Raw genomic sequence first — 15,714 nt, forward strand, 5'->3', positions numbered from 1 at the left:
TATGAGTGGTCGGGCAGGGGAACCCCTGTACCCGGGGTCACGCGTCGGTCACGGTCCGGTTACTGCTCGCCGGGACGGCGATTCGCCGGGTCAGCCGGCCGGTTTGGTCGCGGTGACCACGCTGGTCGCCTGCCACGGACCGCCGAACCAGAAGCCGGGGCCGAGTCCGCGAACCGTCACCTCGGCGGCCCCGACACTGCGCAGGTGGTTGGCATACCGGCGGACGGTCCGTATGTCGGCGACCACCAGGCGCCCCCCGGGCCGCAGCACTCGTAGCGCCTCGTCCAGCACCCGGAAGCGGCCCTCGACGTCCCGGATGTTGTGGATCGCGAGCGAACTGACCACCACGTCGAAAGTCCCGTCCGGATAGGGCAATTGCGTCATGTCGCCGGTGTCGAGGTCGACCCGGTCGGCGACGCCCAGCGCGACGGCGTTGGCGCGCGTGACGTCGGGGCTGTTGCCGCTCTGATCCTGGGAGCGCCACAGGTCCAGCCCATGCGCGTGGCCGGTGGTCAGCCGGCCGGCCGCCGCGAGCAGGACGGCGCCACGACCGCAGCCCAGGTCGAGCACCTGCTCGCCGCCGGTCAGGTGCAGGCCGTCCAGCAGCCGGGACCATGCGGTGTGCTTGCCGCGCAGCGTCGCGTGCAGATAGCAGATTGCCTGGGCCAGGAAGAAGACGCCGATCAGCGCGACCCACCACACGGCAACGCCGGCCGCGGCGCCGGCGATGAACACGACGGCGACGATCAGGAAGATGATGGGCACGTATGGCGCGTCGATCCCGTAGCTGGGGCGTCCGCCGGACGATCGAGAGTCGCTCATTCCGGCACGATACTTTATCGGACAGAGTATGTGCTGGAAATCGCCGCACGCCGCAGTCAGTCAGCGGCCGCGATCACCGCGCGCAACGCGCGCACATGCCCGTCGAAGGCTGCTCGCCCGGCCGGAGTCGCGTGGTAATACGTCGTCCGGCGGCGACCGGTCCAGGTCTCCTCGGTGTCCACGAAACCGGCGGCGACCAGCGTCTTCAGGTGGACGTTCAGATTTCCGTCGGTCAGGTGCAGCACTTTGCGCAGCGCGGTGAAGCTCATCGCTCCGCCGTCCGGCACCGCCTGGAGTGCGGCCTGCAGTCGCAACCGGGTCGGATCGGTCAGCACCGGATCGAAGGGCCGGCGCAGGTCCTCGGCGAGCCGGGCGAGCACCTGTTCGGCGTCCTGCGGCCCGGTGTGATCGGCGGGCGCCGGCTGTTCGGGTGAAGGGCGGCGCCGCGTCGTCATACCCGCTCCCGCAGGCGGGCCAGGCCGGTGACCGCCATCGCGAGCCCGCCCAGCACTCTCACCAGCAGGACGACCCAGTCGTCCAGCAGGACGCGCCCGGCGGCGGCGATCAGCAGGATCGCGCCACCGGCGACGGCGAGCGGCGGATCGGGCGCGGCGATGCCGAAGAGCAACATGCCTAGGGCCCACACGGCGGCGGGGATGATCAGCGGGCCCGCACGGTCGGTGGGTGCCGCGATGACCACGAACAGCGCCGAACTAACCAGCAGCGCCGACCAGCCCGCCATGATCCGGCGTTCCCTGCCGGTGCGAACCGTTCGGCTGCGGATGCCCCAGGTCGCGGCCACCGCGACGGCGCAGCCCGCGAGCGCGACCGTCACACCGGCGGTCCCGCGCACCAGCTGCAGCGCCAGGCCGCCCACCAGCCAGGCGCACCCCCACGCGATCAGCGGGCGGTTGAGGTTGGCGGTCGCTACCAAACGTCTGGAGCGGTCGGTGACCGGGTCCAGCGCGGCGAGGGACCTGGCCGCCTCGTCCGGGGTGAGCTGCTCGTCCACCTGTCCACTATCCCGTACGGGGCGGTGTCCGTGTCAGTGTCGGTGTGAGCGCTCCAGTTGTTCACACCCACGTTGCAGCGGGTTGTCACGTGAGCGATCGAAGACCTACATGGACTGTGTTTGGTCCATCTACGGTGGCACGTGCGGTACGCCGACCCTGCCGCTATGCAGATCGCGCGGTAGAGCGCGCGTTCTGCCGAGCAGGGGAGGCGTCCGATAGCAAACGGCACCACTCGAAAGTCGTGGGTGGCGCCGTTGGCATCTGGCGGAGGATAGGGGAACCGTCGTCGCTGCGCTCCTCCTCCCGAATCGAGCGCCTCGGAGACAACGCAGGGAGGGGCCGCCCAAAAAAACCGTGGGCGGTCCCTCCCTGCGTGTTGTGGCGGAGGATAGGGGATTCGAACCCCTGAGAGCTTTCACTCAACACGCTTTCCAAGCGTGCGCACTAGGCCACTATGCGAATCCTCCGCGCAGGAGAATACCCGCTCGCGGCCCGGACACCGAATCGGCTGCTGCGGTCTCGCCTCGATTGCGTGACCGCAGGCCTGGTGTTCTACAGTGGGCGCCGGGCCCCTCGTGTGGTGGTACCTTTCCGAACTCCCCCAGGGCAGGAATGCAGCAAGGGTAGGAGAGCTCTTCCAGGTGCGCGAGGGGTTCTTTCATCCCCACGAAGTTCTCCCCCGCTTCGCTCCTCCGATACTTCGCGGGGACCCCGGGTGAGAGCGCCCACGAAGTTCTCCCCCGCTTCGCTCCTCCGATACTTCGCGGGGACCCCGCGTGAGGGCGCGCGCTCAGCCAGTCCCGCTGGGGGTCGCCGCGGGGGACTTGCCCGGCGTGACACAGCCCGGCGCCTGGGAGCGCACCGGAGCGAAATCGCTGGACAACCGGACGGTTTCGGTCACCGGGACGGTCACCTGCAGCCACCCCTTGTTGTTCACGATGCACGCCAGCAGCGGCTTGTCGGTGACCGGGTTGCTGGCCCCGACATACGCCGAGTAGCGCACCTTGAGTTGGATCGTGCGGCCGGCGACCGCCTTGAGTTCCACGCCATGCGAGTCGATGCCGATGACCGTGGCGCCGGTCGCCAGCGGCGCCGGGTTGACGACGCGGAAGAGGCGCCAGTCGGAATTGCTCCAGGTCAGCTGCAGGTAGGGCAGGCCGCCAAGCACGAGTTCCGCCTCAGCGGTGGAGGCGTAGTCGAGCGGCGCCTTCGGCACCGCGACCCAGCCGACCGCGAGGGAGTCCAGCCACTGCCGGTAGCTGACCGGGTTGAGTGCGTGCGGCTGATAGAAGATCGGGTTGTCTGCCTGGTCGGCCTGGCGATCCCAGCCGCGGGCGAGCGAAAACTTCGTCAGGTATGCCGAACCCCAGTGGTTCTTGGTGTCGACGACCTCGATCCGCCGGCCGATCACCGCTCTGCCGAGCCTCCGCTGGTCGGCCTGCAGCGCGTTCGCGAGCGGCTTGTAGAACGTGTAGTTGCTCGACGGCTGGTGCGCCAGCAGCAACTGGTTGGCCAGGTCGCTCACCGGCCAGATCGCCACGATCAGCGCGCACACCCAGATCAGTGACTTGCGGACCTCGGCATACGCGACGATGACCGGCACCGCGGCGAGCCACGCGAGCCGGGTCGCGTTGGTGCCGATGGCGAGCGGCACGATCAGCAGCGGGATGAACGAGATTGCCAGCATCGCCGCAGTCGCCCGGATCAGCTTGTTGTGGCATGCACCGAAGACGACGACACAGGACAGCATCGCGGGCGCCGCGTCGCTGATCGGGAAGGGCATCGTGCCGGTGCCGGGGAACAAGATTGACATACCGATGCCGAAGATCACCAGGGAAATCGCGAGCAGCGTTGCGACCCGGCGCCTTTCGGGGCGCAGCACCGCCACGACCAGTGCGATCAGGCCGAGGAAGAACCCCGCGAGCGGGGATCCCAGGAAGGACAGCAGACCGAGCAGGATCGCGGTCTTCTCCCGGTGGTGGCGCAGCGCGACGAGCGCCCAGATGCCGATCGCCGCGCCAGCCGTGAACGTTACGCGACCGCCCAGCAGATCGGCGGCCTGCGCAAGGGTGATCGCGACCGCGCCCGCTCGGGGCCGCGGGGCGTCGGCGACGAGGAGCGCCCCGCCATACGCGCTGACGACCACGGCCAGCACGCCGGTCAGCCGGATGCCCAGCGTCGCCATCGAAAACGGAACGATCGCACTGTAGTTGGGCAGCGTGATGCCGCCGAACCAGCCGCCCCACCAGACGGGGGCGCCGCCGACCCGGGCGACGTCCGCGCGCGCGACCTGCGCCGCCAAGTCCGGGACCTGCGGGGTCCACAGGACATAGACGAGTGCGAAGGCGATCGCGCAGGTCATTGCCAACGCGGTCGGCGTGCGTAGCCGACGCGACGACAGCATGACTGCCACGCTACCTTCCGTCACGGTTGACGACCCCTTGTCCAGCCCCTGAAGTCACGCCCGCCGGCGTCTGGTCGGCTCGGCCCGGTGGCTCCGGTCATCGTCGCACTCCTCGCTGACAGCGTGCGCAGGTATGGCGGGACGTTTCGCACAGGTCCGGACGGAGCACGCACCCGGTGTGGGCGGAGGAGAATAGAGTCAGGTGCGTGACGACCGCGCTCTACCGCCGCTACCGGCCCGACACCTTCGCCGACATGATCGGGCAGGAGCACGTGACCGAGCCGCTCATGCAGGCGCTGCGCACCGGGCGCGTCAACCACGCCTACCTCTTCAGCGGACCGCGCGGCTGCGGCAAGACCACCTCTGCCCGCATTCTGGCCCGGTGCCTCAACTGTGCGCAGGGCCCGACACCGACGCCGTGCGGAGAGTGCGAGTCTTGCGTCGCGCTGGCTCGGGGCGGGTCCGGCACCGTCGACGTGATCGAGATCGACGCCGCGAGTCACGGTGGTGTCGACGACGCGCGTGATCTGCGCGAGCGGGCGTCATACGGGCCGGCGCAGTCGCGCTACAAGATCTACATCATCGACGAGGCGCACATGGTGACGCCGCAGGGCTTCAACGCGCTGCTGAAGATCGTCGAGGAGCCGCCGGAGCACGTGAAATTCGTCTTCGCGACGACCGAGCCGGAGAAGGTCATCGGCACCATCCGGTCACGGACCCACCACTACCCGTTCCGGCTGGTGCCGCCCGCGCGGCTGACCGACTACCTGCAGCACTTGTGCGATGCCGAAGGTGTTGCGGTCGAGCCAGGGGTGCTGTCGTTCGTGACGCGCGCCGGCGCAGGGTCGGTGCGTGACTCCTTGTCGGTGCTCGACCAGCTGATCGCCGGGTCGGGCGAGGCGGGTCTGACGTATGCCGAGGCGGCTGCGCTGCTCGGCTTCACCGACGGGGAACTGCTCGATGCGACCGTCGACGCGCTCGGCGCTCGCGACAGCGGCGCGGTCTTCCGCCAGATCGACAAAGTGGTCGAATCCGGCCACGACCCCAGAAGATTCATCGAGGATCTGCTGGAGCGGCTGCGCGACCTGATCGTCGTCGCAGCGGTGCCCGACGGTGCTGCGCAGGTGCTGCGCGGCGTCCCCGAGGACCAGCTGGAGCGGATGCGTCAGCAGGCCGCGTCGTTCGGTCCGGGGGAGTTGTCCCGTGCCGCCGACATCGTCAACACCGGTCTCTCGGAGATGACTGGTGCCACCGGTCCGCGATTGCAGCTCGAGCTCATCTGCGCGCGGGTGCTGCTGCCTGCGGTGTCCGGGGAGGAAGGGTATGCCGCCCGCCTCGACCGGCTCGAGCGCCGGATGGACATCGGTGGTGGTGGGCGGATAGCGGCGGAGCCGAACCGTGCGGCGACGACAGGTCCGGCACCGACGCGGGAGCCGAACTGTGCGCCGACGACCGGCCCGGCGCCGCAGCCCGTCCAGGCTGCCGACGTGCCGGCTCCTGCTGCGCCGGTCCGGGACGAGCCGACAATCGCTGGTCGAGTAGCGGAGGAGCGTAGCGGGGGAGCGTATCGAGACCAGGCATCCCGAGACCAGGCACCCGCCGGGACCGTGACGACCGACGCCGTACGCCGCGCCTGGCCGGATGTGCTCGATCGCATTGCGCGCGCCAAGCGAGTGACCTGGGCGCTGTTGAGTCAGCACGCGCACGTGGCCGACTTCGACGGGGAGACGCTGGTCCTCGGCACGAGCAGTCCGGGCCTGGCGGCGACCGTCGAGCGCGCGCCGCACCCGGACGTCGTGGCGACCGCGCTGTTCGACGCCCTCGGCATACGGGCCCGGGTGACCGCGCGTGCCGACTCGGCCGCTCCGTCGCCGAGCCTGCCGGCGGAGCCGGATGATTCACCCGCCCCGCCCGCCCGGCCGACCTCCGAAGCCCCGGACCCCGCGCCCGCGCGTGAGGCACGACCTGCTGCGCCACTAAGCGACACCTCACCCCAGCCACCGGCGAAGGCCGCGCCGGCGACTGCACCCCGTCGGGGACGTGCCGCCGAGGCGCTCGCCGAGGCAGGGCTCTCCGCAGCTTCCGGCGCGGGCGACGGTGGTGGCGGCTGGGGGTCGATCAGCGCACCGCCGCCGGAGTGGGCAACGGCCGAAAACCCTGCGGCGCCAACGTCTTCCGCGCCCGCCAAGGTCAAGGTGGAGGAAGAAGTCCCCGAGTCGATGGACGACGAGGACGTCGACGACCCGGGCGAGGTCGGGTTGCCGGTGATGCAGGCGGTGCTCGGCGCCACCGTGATCGACGAGCAGGTGGACTGATGGCCGGCGGACCTCTCTATCCGATCTCGCGAATGACCGTGGCGCCGCTCTTACGGGCCGTATGGCGCCCGCACGTCGAAGGCCGCGACAACGTGCCGAGGGAGGGCGGTGTGCTGATCGCGAGCAACCACCTGTCATTCGTCGACAGTGTCGTCATCCCGATGGTGGCCCCACGCAAGGTGGTCTTCCTCGCGAAAGCGGACTATTTCACCGGCACGGGCCCCAAGGGCGTGGCGACCCGCACCTGGTTCAACGCGATGGGCATGATCCCGGTCGAACGCGACGATTCCCGTGCGGCGGTCGACTCGCTCGACCAGGCGCTCGGGGTGCTGCGCGACGGCGAGGCGTTCGGCATCTATCCCGAAGGCACGCGTTCGCGGGATGGCCGGCTCTACCGCGGCCGTGTCGGCGTCGCGCACCTGGCGATGAAGGCCGACGTGCCGGTCGTGCCGGTCGGCATCATCGGCACCCCGGCGGTCATGCCGATCGGGTCCAACCGCCCGCGCGTCGCCAAGGTGACCGTCAGGTTCGGCGAGCCGCTGATCTTCGGGGAAGAGTTCGCGGCGATGCCGGCCGGCAAGGCGCGTCGCCTGGCCACCGACCAGATCATGGACGCCATCGCGGCGCTGTCCGGCCAGGAGCGCGCCTCGTCATACAACGAACGCCCGCCGGGCTGACCGGGTGACAGCTCCCGTCCTCACTGACGGCGAGTTCGCCCACTGACGGTGAGATTGCACCGTCGCTCGCCGAGGAAGCCGTCATTCGCGAAAGGGGGAGGGTGCCAGGGTGCGTCGGCGCGGCGCTGTCGGGCCCGGCGATTAGGCTCGACCTTCGTGTATGAGGGAGTGGTCCAGGACCTGATCGACGAGCTCGGCAAGCTTCCCGGCGTGGGTCCGAAGTCCGCGCAGCGCATCGCGTTCCATCTGCTGCAGGCCGACCCGGCGGACGTGACCCGGCTGACCGAGGTGCTGACGACCGTGCGCGAGAAGGTGCGCTTCTGCGAGCGCTGCTTCAACGTCGCCGAGGACACCCTGTGTCGCATCTGCCAGGACCCGCGTCGCGACGACACGCTGATCTGCGTCGTCGAGGAACCCAAGGACGTGGTCGCGGTCGAGCGGACCCGCGAGTTTCGGGGGCGCTACCACGTGCTCGGCGGGGCGATCAGCCCGATCGACGGCATCGGCCCCGACGAGCTGAAGATCACCGAGCTGGTGCGACGGCTGGGTGTCGAGCCGGTCGAGGAGGTCATCCTGGCCACCAACCCCAACCTCAACGGTGAAGCGACCGCGACCTATCTGTCGCGACTCATGCGCACGATGGGTCTGCGTGTCACGAGGCTGGCCTCCGGGCTGCCGGTCGGGGGAGACTTGGAGTATGCCGACGAAGTGACGCTCGGCCGCGCATTCGAAGGACGGAGAGTTGTCGATGCCTGAGACACCTGACACCGAAGCCCTGCAAGTCGGCACGCTCGCCGCGGAGACGGCGCAGGACGCGCGGGCGTTCTGCGAGTCGGTGCGGCAGCTCGCCACGGGGTCTGCGCCCGACGCCGCGCTGCCGCTGCTCCTGCTGATGTTGTCGCAATTGCAGGTCGCCGGAGCACGGCTGGGCGCCATACAGGACGTCGTGCCCGCCGAGCGGTTCGAGGCCGACCCGGGCCCGGAGAGCAACCTGGACGCGCTGCGGATGGGCTTGGCCAACCTGCTCGACGGCATCGACGATTACGCCGACGTGGTCGACCCGGTGACGTCGGTCGAACCCGCACGCGGCGCGCTGTCCGATGACCTGGCGGACATCGTCGGGGCGCTGGAGCACGGGCTCGTGCACTACGACGCGACCCGGTTGACCGAGGCGCTGTGGTGGTGGCAGTTCAGCTATCTGTCGCAGTGGGGTGTGCGCTCGACGGCCGCACTGCGCGTTGTCCAGACGATCCTGGCGCACCTGCGGCTGGACGCCGACGAGGACATGGTCGCCGACGCCGAGTTCGAGGCTCTGCACCCCTGAGCCGGGCGGGCCGGGGCGCCGCTCAGACCTTGGTCGTCTCCGCGACCTTCTTCGCGTCGCGGGTGAGCGTGAGTTCGCCCTCATCACGCGCCGGGGTCCAGGGGTTGTGGCCGAAGAGCAGCCACACCGCGAGCACGGACACGCCGACGCAGAAGTAGCCGGCGATCGCGTCGACGATGAAGTGGTTGGCGGTGGCCATCACCACGAACAGCGTCCAGAGCGGGTAGAGGACCCCGAGCGCGCGCAGCACCGGGTGCCGTGCGACGAAGAAGAGCGACAGCCCGACCCACAGCGCCCACCCGCAATGCAGGCTCGGCATGGCCGCGAAGAGGTTGGAGTGACTCGAGACCGTCCGGCTGCCCCAGGAACCGATGGTGTGGAAGTAGACCGTCGTGTCGACGAATCCGGCGCCCTGCAGCAGTCGCGGTGGCGCGGTCGGGAAGAGCCAGAAGCCGATCAGCCCGAGGATCGTGGTGAAGGCGAGCACGCTGCGGGCCGTCTTGTAGACCCGGCGGTGCCAGACGAACAGCCAGATCAGCACGCCGATCACCGGGATGGCGAAGACGGCGTAGCCGTAGTTGGCGGCCTGCGCGATCCAGTGGTGGCGCATCACGAAGTGGTTGAGCGTGAGCTCGACGTCGAAACCAATGTGCTGTTCGAAGTGGAACAGATCCCATCCGCGGGCGTATGCCTGCTTCTCCCGCAGCGGCACCAGGTCGCGCAGGTGTTCATAGACGGTGTCGAGCACGAGGATCAGGATGATCTCGAACCACCAGTGCGGCGGCCGATATGCGCGCCACTTCAGTGGCAGCAGTGCCGGCCCGGACTCGGGTTGGCTGTGCTCCGACGTAAGGTCGCCGACCCGCTCCGAACTACTCGACACACCGCAAGTCTGTCACCTCGATCTCACCAGCCGAAATCACCTCCCATACCTGTGCGGTTCGTATGACGGACACCCTCTCGTCGCCATCCCGGAGTATGGACGCGGCGTCCGGCATGCGGTCGGCAGCGGGGGCATCACGGGCCGCCGGTAGAATCAGCGGCGCCGGAATGTGATCAACCGACGTCCCCGAAGGGAATCGCGCGCAGTGCCTCTCGTGGTCCAGAAGTATGGCGGATCGTCGCTTGCCGACGCCGAAAGCATCAAGCGGGTGGCGCGCCGCATCGTCGACACGCGCAAGGCCGGAAACCAAGTCTGCGTCGTCGTCTCCGCCATGGGTGACACCACCGACGAGTTGCTCGAGCTCGCGGACGCAGTCTCGCCCGCCCCGCCACAGCGCGAACTCGACATGCTGCTGACCGCCGGGGAGCGGATGTCGATGGCGCTGGTGTCGATGGCGATCGCCAACCTCGGCGACTCGGCCCGGTCGTTCACCGGCTCGCAGGCGGGCGTGATCACCGACGACGCGCACGGCAAGGCCCGGATCATCGACGTGACCCCCGGCCGGATCACCCAGGCGCTCGCCGACGGACACATCGTCATCGTCGCGGGCTTCCAGGGCGTCAGCCAGAACACCAAGGAGATCACCACCCTCGGGCGTGGCGGATCTGACACCACCGCGGTCGCGCTGGCCGCCGCCCTCGATGCGGACGTGTGCGAGATCTACACCGATGTCGACGGCATCTTCACCGCCGACCCGCGCATCGTCCCGAGCGCCCGCAAGGTCGACCGCATCAGCAACGAAGAGATGCAGGAGATGGCCGCGTCGGGCGCCAAGGTCCTGATGCTGCGGTGCGTCGAATATGCCCGGCGGTTCAACCTGCCGATCCACGTGCGCTCGTCGTTCAGCTATCGCGAGGGCACCTGGGTCTACCCAGCAACAGTCGAAGGAGAAGACGACGTGGAAGCCCCGATCATCGCCGGTGTCGCGCACGACCGCAGCGAGGCCAAGATCACGGTCGTCGGTGTCAAGGACACGCCGGGCAGCGCCGCCGCCATCTTCACGCTGATCTCCGAGCAGCAGGTGAACATCGACATGATCGTCCAGAACGTCTCGGCGGTCGCGACCGGTCGCACCGACGTGTCGTTCACCCTGCCGAAGGCGGACGGCCAGCGTGCCGTCCAGGCGTTGCAGGACGCCAAGGCGGGGCTGGGCTTCGAGTCGCTGCAATATGACGACCAGATCGGCAAGCTCTCGCTCGTCGGCTCCGGCATGCGCAGCCACCCGGGTGTGTCGGCGACGCTCTTCCAGGCGCTGGCCGACGCCGGCATCAACATCGAGATGATCTCGACCTCGGAGATCCGGGTCTCGGTCGTCACCAACGGCGACCTGCTGGACGACGCGGTCCGCGCGGTGCACACGGCGTTCGGGCTGGACTCCAGCGAGGGTGAAGCCGTCGTCTACGGCGGCACTGGCAGATGAGTTCCCCCCGCGGGGCGCTCGCGGAGAACGAGCTTCATGAGCGAAGGTAGTCCCATGGGATTGAACATTGGAGTGGTCGGCGCGACCGGGCAGGTCGGCGGCGTGGTGCTGCGGCTGCTCGCGGAGCGGGATTTCCCGGTCGAGGAGCTGCGGCTCTTCGCCTCGGCACGGTCCGAGGGCCGGGAGATCGACTGGCAGGGAAAGCGACTGGTGGTCGAGGATGCTGCGACGGCGGACCCGGCCGGCCTCGACATCGCGATCTTCTCCGCGGGTGGCGCGACCTCACGCGAGCAGGCGCCGCGCTTCGCTGCCGCCGGCGTCACGGTGATCGACAACTCCTCCGCATGGCGCGGCGACCCCGACGTGCCGCTGGTCGTCTCGGAGGTCAACCCGCAGGAGATCGCGGACCCGCCGAAGGGCATCATCGCCAACCCCAACTGCACGACGATGGCTGCGATGCCGGTGCTGAAGGCGCTCACCGACGCGGCCGGCCTGCGCCGGCTGATCGTGGCCAGCTACCAGGCGGTGTCCGGGTCCGGGCTGGCCGGCGTCGAGGAACTCGCCGGGCAGATCCGCCAGGGCGTCGAGGGCAACCTGGAGTCGCTGACCTACGACGGCGCGGCCGTCGAACTCGGCCCGGCGAAGAAGTATGTCGCCCCCATCGCCTACAACGTGCTGCCGATGGCCGGGTCGATCGTCGCCGACGGCAGCGAGGAGACCGACGAGGAGCAGAAGCTGCGCAATGAGTCGCGCAAGATCCTCGGGCTGCCGGACCTCCTTGTCTCCGGCACGTGTGTCCGTGTGCCGGTCTTCACGGGACACTCGCTCGCCATACATGCCGAGTTCGACCGGCCGATCAGCCCCGACCGTGCGCGCGAAGTGCTCGGCGCGGCCCCGGGGGTCGTGCTGACCGACGTGCCGACGCCGCTGGAGGCTGCGGGCAATGACCCGTCATACGTCGGACGCATCCGGCAGGATCAGTCGGTGCCGGACGGCAAGGGCCTGGTGCTCTTTGTGTCGGGCGACAATCTGCGAAAGGGCGCCGCCCTCAACACGATCCAGATCGCCGAGGTCATCGCCGCGGGGCGCTGAGATGGCGACCGGAGGCAAACCAACCCTGGCGGTCGTCGGCGCGACAGGCGTCGTCGGCATGTCGTTGCTCTCCTTGCTCCCGACCCGTGATGACGTCTGGGGCGAGATCCGGCCCATCGCGTCGAGTCGTTCCGCGGGCCGGCGTGTCTCGATCCTCGGCCGCGAGGTCGTCGTCCGCGCACTCAGTGCGGAGTCGCTTGCGGGCGCGGACGTCGTCGTGATGGCGGTGCCGGCGATCGTGAGCGCGAAATGGGCGCCGATCGCGGTCGAGGCGGGCGCGATCGTCGTCGACAGCTCCGGCACGTTCACGCACACGCCGCAGGTGCCGCTCGTGGTCTCCGAGATCAATCCGGACGCGGCGCGCGCGCCGGAATCCGGCATCGTCGCCAGTCCCAGCGCGGCGACGCTGATGATGGTGGGCGCGTTGCACTCGCTGCACAGCGCGTGGCAGCTGACCTCCGTGGTCGTCACCACGTTCCAGGCAGTCACCGACGCCGGTGCCGGCGGGGCGCTTCGCCTGTATGACGAGACCATGGAGCTCGCCGGCAACCAGGGCGTCGGCCAGTCGCCCGGCGACGTGCGCCGGATGTTGTCCGACCTGGGCACCTCGCCCTTCCTGGCTCCGATCGCGTTCAACGTGATCCCGTGGGTCGGCGACGAGGCGGATGCCGGAGCGACGACGACCGAGAGCGCGGTGCGCGACGAATTGCGCAGCCTGCTGCGGGTCTCCCATCTGCCCGTGGCGGTCACTTGCGTGCAGGTGCCTGTCGTCCGCACCCACTCGGTGTCGATCCATGCGACCTTCGCCGCCGAGTCCGACCGCGACGACGCCGTGCGGATCCTCACTGAGTCATCCAATTCAGTTGTCGTTCTTGATGATTCAGCGAATTCTCTCGATGACGCGTGGCCGACTCCGGTCGACGTTGTCGGAGCTGACCCGATCTTTGCCGGCCGCGTTCGACGCGTCGACGGCTTCCCGAACTCGATCGAGTTGTTCATCTGCGCCGACAACCTGCGCAAGGGATCGGCGCTCAACCTGCTGCAGATCGCCGAACTGGCCGTATGACGGACCTCGAGGTGGGTTTCGTATTGCCGGCGGCCGTGGTGGAGGCGCCGCCGGACGAGCACGCGGTCAGTATGCCGGTGCCGGCGACGACTCCCGGGCCGACCAGTCCCCGTCGATCGAGAGGGGTTGCAGTTCTTTTCGGATGTGGCACTGGTGGTGTGTTCATGCCGGCCAGCACAACCGGCCAGGTCCGTCATACGGAGTGATCGCGCTGTGCCGCCGTGCCAGAAGCCTCAGGGGCGGCGCACAGATTCGTTGCCCGGTGAGGCATTCGGTCGCGCGGCCCGGCTGTTCGCCGAGGGCCATCTAGGGGCACGTAGATTAAGGCGGCATGAGCCAGACCACGCAAAGCAGGGCGGCGTTCGCCGCTGCCGCCGAGCGCTTTGCCGGCCCGCTCTACCGGCAGTGGTGCGCCACTGCCGGTGCCGAGACCGGTTTCGACGACCGGACGTTCACTGCGTTCGCGGCATACGGGGTCGATTTCGGTGACTGGCACGCCGCGCAACGGCTGCTGCGCGCGACCAGCCTCGACCTGCGGCTGGACGACGGGGAGCAGGCGCTGGCGGCATACTTCCCCGTGCTCGACGGGACGATGGCCCCGGACAATCGCTCCTACCAGTTGTGGACCGAGCGGCTGCGCGACCGGCGAGGCCCGATCGGCCGGCTGCTGCAGGAGCACCCGTTGCCACGCAACGACCCCGCGGCGGGCGTGCGCATGTTCCGCCTGGCAGACCGGTATCTGCGGGATGCCTTCGCGGGTCCTGTCGCGGTCGAGCTCGTCGCGGTGGGGGCGGCGGCCGGCCTGGAGTTGGTGGCTGACTCGTTCGAGCCGGATCTGTTTGCCGGACAGCACATTTCGGCGCGGCGTGGTTACGACCTGCATCCGCTGGACGCGCGACAGCCGGACGTCATGCAGCGGATGCTTGCGCAGCTGGAGCCGGAGGAGGTCGACGTGCAGGAACGCATCCTGCGCGCCGCGCAACTCGTCGACGAGCAGGACATCGTGGTCTCTCGCCGCGACGCCTTCGACGTCGTTGCTGCCGAAGGTTTCGGCTTCGGGCGGCTGCCGATCGTCTTCGGGTCGTCCTTCCTGTGCATGGTCGAGGAACGCACCCGCATGGACGAACTCATGCGCGCCCGTCACGCGGAGGGCATCTGGATCAGCGCCGAAGTGGTCGGGGTGCTGCGGGCGGTCACCGACGACCCGGCTCTCGCCGATACACCGGCCGGCGCCCCCGCGCTGCGGCTGGCGCACTACCGGGCCGGCGAACTGCTGACCGAGATCGTGCAGGTCGACTGAAGGAGGCACGGGATGCAACCCACCGGCGTCGGTCGGGCGGTGCAGGCAGCCATCTACTCGGCGGGAGCCTACGGTCACCGGCCGCGAGTGCCCGTCGAGCCGGCGGCGCTGTATGCCGCGGCGCGACGCCGCATGAGCCGACAGGCCTGGGCGTATGTCGCGGGCAGCGCCGGGATGCAGCGCACCGACGAAGCGAATCAGGCTGCGTTCCAGCGATATCCGATCGTTCCGCGAATGTTGCGCGATGTGCGGGAGCGCTCGCTGGAGGTGACTCTCTTCGGGTACGACCTGCGTGCTCCGGTGCTCTTCGCACCGGTCGGGGTGCTCGAGATGGCGCACCGGGATGCCGAGCGTGCGGTCGCGACGGCTGCCCGCGCTCTCCGGCTGCCGATGGTTCTCTCCACGCAGGGCTCGGTGCCGATGGAGGAGACCGCGCAGGCACTGGGCGCCAATCCGATGTGGTTCCAGCTGTATTGGAGCAACAGCGACGATCTCGCCGCATCGCTGGTGCGACGTGCCGAAGCGTCCGGCGCGCAGGCGATCGTCGTCACGCTCGACACGCACGTGCTCGGCTGGCGGACCAAGGACCTCGACCTGGGTTACCTGCCCTTCGCGCAGGGACAAGGCATCGCGCAATACCTCTCCGACCCGGTGTTCCTGGACCTGGTGCGAGCCAGGGTCGACCGGCGGGCAGCCGGCTCGGATGACCTCGATGCGCCGGCGACTCCCGCGCAGCGCCCGACGCCGGCCGCCATACGCACGCTCGTCTCGATCAGCCGGCACTACCCCGGTTCGCTGCGCGACAATCTGCGGTCCCCGTTGCCACGGGCGGCAGTGGAAACCTTCCTCGACGTGTTCCCGAGTCCCGGCCTGACCTGGGACGATCTGGCGAAGCTGCGGGATTGGACTCGTCTTCCCATAGTGCTCAAGGGAATTCAGTCCGTTGAAGATGCCGAGACCGCACTCGACCACGGCGTCGACGGGATCGTCGTGTCCAATCACGGCGGCCGTCAGGTGGACGGTGCCGTCGCCTCGCTCGACGCACTCAACGCGGTGGCTCCGGCGGTCGGCGGTCGCGTGCCGGTGCTCTTCGACAGTGGCATCCGCGGTGGTGCGGACATCTTCACGGCGCTCGCCCTCGGGGCATCCGCGGTGCTGATCGGGCGACCCTGGCTCTACGGCCTGGCCATCGATGGCGCGTCCGGTGCCCAGGCGGTGATGGAGCGATTGGTCGCCGAACTCGACCTCACGATGGCGCTCTGCGGCATAGCATCCGTCGAGCAGGTCACTCGCGATTGTCTCGCCTCTGACACCCTGATCAGCGCAGAAAGGTAACCG

General features: G+C 69.1%; 14 protein-coding genes, 1 tRNA gene and 1 other RNA gene. 10 read left to right on the forward strand and 6 right to left on the reverse strand.

All coding sequences use genetic code 11. The features are described 5' to 3' along the window. Positions 1-90: 90 nt before the first annotated feature. The 4 genes from EFY87_RS13735 to EFY87_RS13750 form a co-directional block, all read right to left on the reverse strand. The gene (locus EFY87_RS13735) at positions 91-822 is read right to left on the reverse strand and encodes a class I SAM-dependent methyltransferase (RefSeq protein ID WP_123272064.1); all 732 of its coding nucleotides are present in this window, start codon (positions 820-822) and stop codon (positions 91-93) included. A 56-nt stretch (positions 823-878) separates the two neighbouring features. After that, positions 879-1,277, reverse strand: a complete 399-nt coding sequence (locus EFY87_RS13740; RefSeq protein WP_123272065.1) for a transcriptional regulator — start codon at positions 1,275-1,277, stop codon at positions 879-881. Beyond that, positions 1,274-1,834 carry a hypothetical protein gene (locus tag EFY87_RS13745; protein WP_123272066.1) on the reverse strand — a complete coding sequence of 187 codons (561 nt, stop codon included), beginning with the start codon at positions 1,832-1,834 and terminating at the stop codon, positions 1,274-1,276. The genes EFY87_RS13740 and EFY87_RS13745 overlap by 4 nt, the downstream gene beginning before the upstream one ends. Before the next feature lie 380 nt (positions 1,835-2,214). Beyond that, positions 2,215-2,302 (reverse strand) — tRNA-Ser (locus EFY87_RS13750). Between the two features lie 97 nt (positions 2,303-2,399). Between EFY87_RS13750 and ffs the strand changes: the two genes are divergently transcribed. Then, positions 2,400-2,496, forward strand: an RNA gene (ffs, locus tag EFY87_RS13755) — signal recognition particle sRNA small type. A gap of 129 nt (positions 2,497-2,625) precedes the next feature. Here ffs and EFY87_RS13760 read toward each other — a convergent pair. Beyond that, entirely contained in the window at positions 2,626-4,239 is a 1,614-nt protein-coding gene (locus EFY87_RS13760) for a hypothetical protein (protein WP_148043339.1), read from the reverse strand. 206 nt (positions 4,240-4,445) lie between these two features. Between EFY87_RS13760 and EFY87_RS13765 the strand changes: the two genes are divergently transcribed. The 4 genes from EFY87_RS13765 to EFY87_RS13780 all read left to right on the forward strand — a co-directional run bounded on the left by EFY87_RS13765 (position 4,446) and on the right by EFY87_RS13780 (position 8,555). Beyond that, positions 4,446-6,554, forward strand: a complete 2,109-nt coding sequence (locus EFY87_RS13765; RefSeq protein ID WP_123272068.1) for a DNA polymerase III subunit gamma and tau — start codon at positions 4,446-4,448, stop codon at positions 6,552-6,554. After that, on the forward strand, positions 6,554-7,231 hold the full coding sequence (locus EFY87_RS13770) for a lysophospholipid acyltransferase family protein (RefSeq protein WP_123272069.1): 678 nt from the start codon (positions 6,554-6,556) through the stop codon (positions 7,229-7,231). The genes EFY87_RS13765 and EFY87_RS13770 overlap by 1 nt, the downstream gene beginning before the upstream one ends. Positions 7,232-7,387: 156 nt before the next feature. Continuing rightward, positions 7,388-7,987 (forward strand): recombination mediator RecR, encoded by a 600-nt coding sequence (gene recR, locus EFY87_RS13775; protein ID WP_123272070.1) that lies wholly within the window; start codon positions 7,388-7,390, stop codon positions 7,985-7,987. Then, complete coding sequence (locus tag EFY87_RS13780) at positions 7,980-8,555, forward strand: DUF5063 domain-containing protein (protein ID WP_123272071.1); 576 nt, start codon at positions 7,980-7,982, stop codon at positions 8,553-8,555. Before recR ends, EFY87_RS13780 begins: the two co-directional genes overlap by 8 nt. A gap of 22 nt (positions 8,556-8,577) precedes the next feature. Here the strand turns inward: EFY87_RS13780 and EFY87_RS13785 are convergent, their stop codons facing one another. Next, positions 8,578-9,438, reverse strand: coding sequence for a phosphatase PAP2 family protein (locus EFY87_RS13785; protein WP_123272072.1), 861 nt, complete (start codon positions 9,436-9,438; stop codon positions 8,578-8,580). 205 nt (positions 9,439-9,643) lie between these two features. Between EFY87_RS13785 and EFY87_RS13790 the strand changes: the two genes are divergently transcribed. The 5 genes from EFY87_RS13790 to EFY87_RS13810 all read left to right on the forward strand — a co-directional run bounded on the left by EFY87_RS13790 (position 9,644) and on the right by EFY87_RS13810 (position 15,711). Further along, entirely contained in the window at positions 9,644-10,918 is a 1,275-nt protein-coding gene (locus EFY87_RS13790; protein WP_123272073.1) for an aspartate kinase, read from the forward strand. A gap of 36 nt (positions 10,919-10,954) precedes the next feature. Then, the gene (locus EFY87_RS13795) at positions 10,955-12,010 is read left to right on the forward strand and encodes an aspartate-semialdehyde dehydrogenase (protein WP_220093634.1); all 1,056 of its coding nucleotides are present in this window, start codon (positions 10,955-10,957) and stop codon (positions 12,008-12,010) included. A 1-nt stretch (position 12,011) separates the two neighbouring features. Continuing rightward, positions 12,012-13,076 carry an aspartate-semialdehyde dehydrogenase gene (locus tag EFY87_RS13800; RefSeq protein ID WP_123272075.1) on the forward strand — a complete coding sequence of 355 codons (1,065 nt, stop codon included), beginning with the start codon at positions 12,012-12,014 and terminating at the stop codon, positions 13,074-13,076. A 331-nt stretch (positions 13,077-13,407) separates the two neighbouring features. Next, entirely contained in the window at positions 13,408-14,376 is a 969-nt protein-coding gene (locus EFY87_RS13805) for a DUF2332 family protein (RefSeq protein ID WP_123272076.1), read from the forward strand. Positions 14,377-14,388: 12 nt separating this feature from the next. Next, positions 14,389-15,711 (forward strand): alpha-hydroxy-acid oxidizing protein, encoded by a 1,323-nt coding sequence (locus EFY87_RS13810; RefSeq protein WP_123272077.1) that lies wholly within the window; start codon positions 14,389-14,391, stop codon positions 15,709-15,711. The last annotated feature ends 3 nt before the right edge of the window (positions 15,712-15,714 follow it).

The sequence above is a fragment of the Flexivirga caeni genome (assembly GCF_003724155.1).
Taxonomy (GTDB): domain Bacteria; phylum Actinomycetota; class Actinomycetes; order Actinomycetales; family Dermatophilaceae; genus Flexivirga; species Flexivirga caeni.

What these genes read in the sequence shown, in the direction of transcription:
- EFY87_RS13735 (WP_123272064.1), bottom strand. Translation starts at nt 822, where the DNA reads ATGAGCGACTCTCGATCGTCCGGCGGACGCCCCAGCTACGGGATCGAC.
- EFY87_RS13740 (WP_123272065.1), bottom strand. Translation starts at nt 1,277, where the DNA reads ATGACGACGCGGCGCCGCCCTTCACCCGAACAGCCGGCGCCCGCCGAT.
- EFY87_RS13760 (WP_148043339.1), bottom strand. Translation starts at nt 4,239, where the DNA reads ATGCTGTCGTCGCGTCGGCTACGCACGCCGACCGCGTTGGCAATGACC.
- EFY87_RS13770 (WP_123272069.1), top strand. Translation starts at nt 6,554, where the DNA reads ATGGCCGGCGGACCTCTCTATCCGATCTCGCGAATGACCGTGGCGCCG.
- EFY87_RS13780 (WP_123272071.1), top strand. Translation starts at nt 7,980, where the DNA reads ATGCCTGAGACACCTGACACCGAAGCCCTGCAAGTCGGCACGCTCGCC.
- EFY87_RS13795 (WP_220093634.1), top strand. Translation starts at nt 10,955, where the DNA reads ATGAGCGAAGGTAGTCCCATGGGATTGAACATTGGAGTGGTCGGCGCG.
- EFY87_RS13800 (WP_123272075.1), top strand. Translation starts at nt 12,012, where the DNA reads ATGGCGACCGGAGGCAAACCAACCCTGGCGGTCGTCGGCGCGACAGGC.
- EFY87_RS13805 (WP_123272076.1), top strand. Translation starts at nt 13,408, where the DNA reads ATGAGCCAGACCACGCAAAGCAGGGCGGCGTTCGCCGCTGCCGCCGAG.
- EFY87_RS13810 (WP_123272077.1), top strand. Translation starts at nt 14,389, where the DNA reads ATGCAACCCACCGGCGTCGGTCGGGCGGTGCAGGCAGCCATCTACTCG.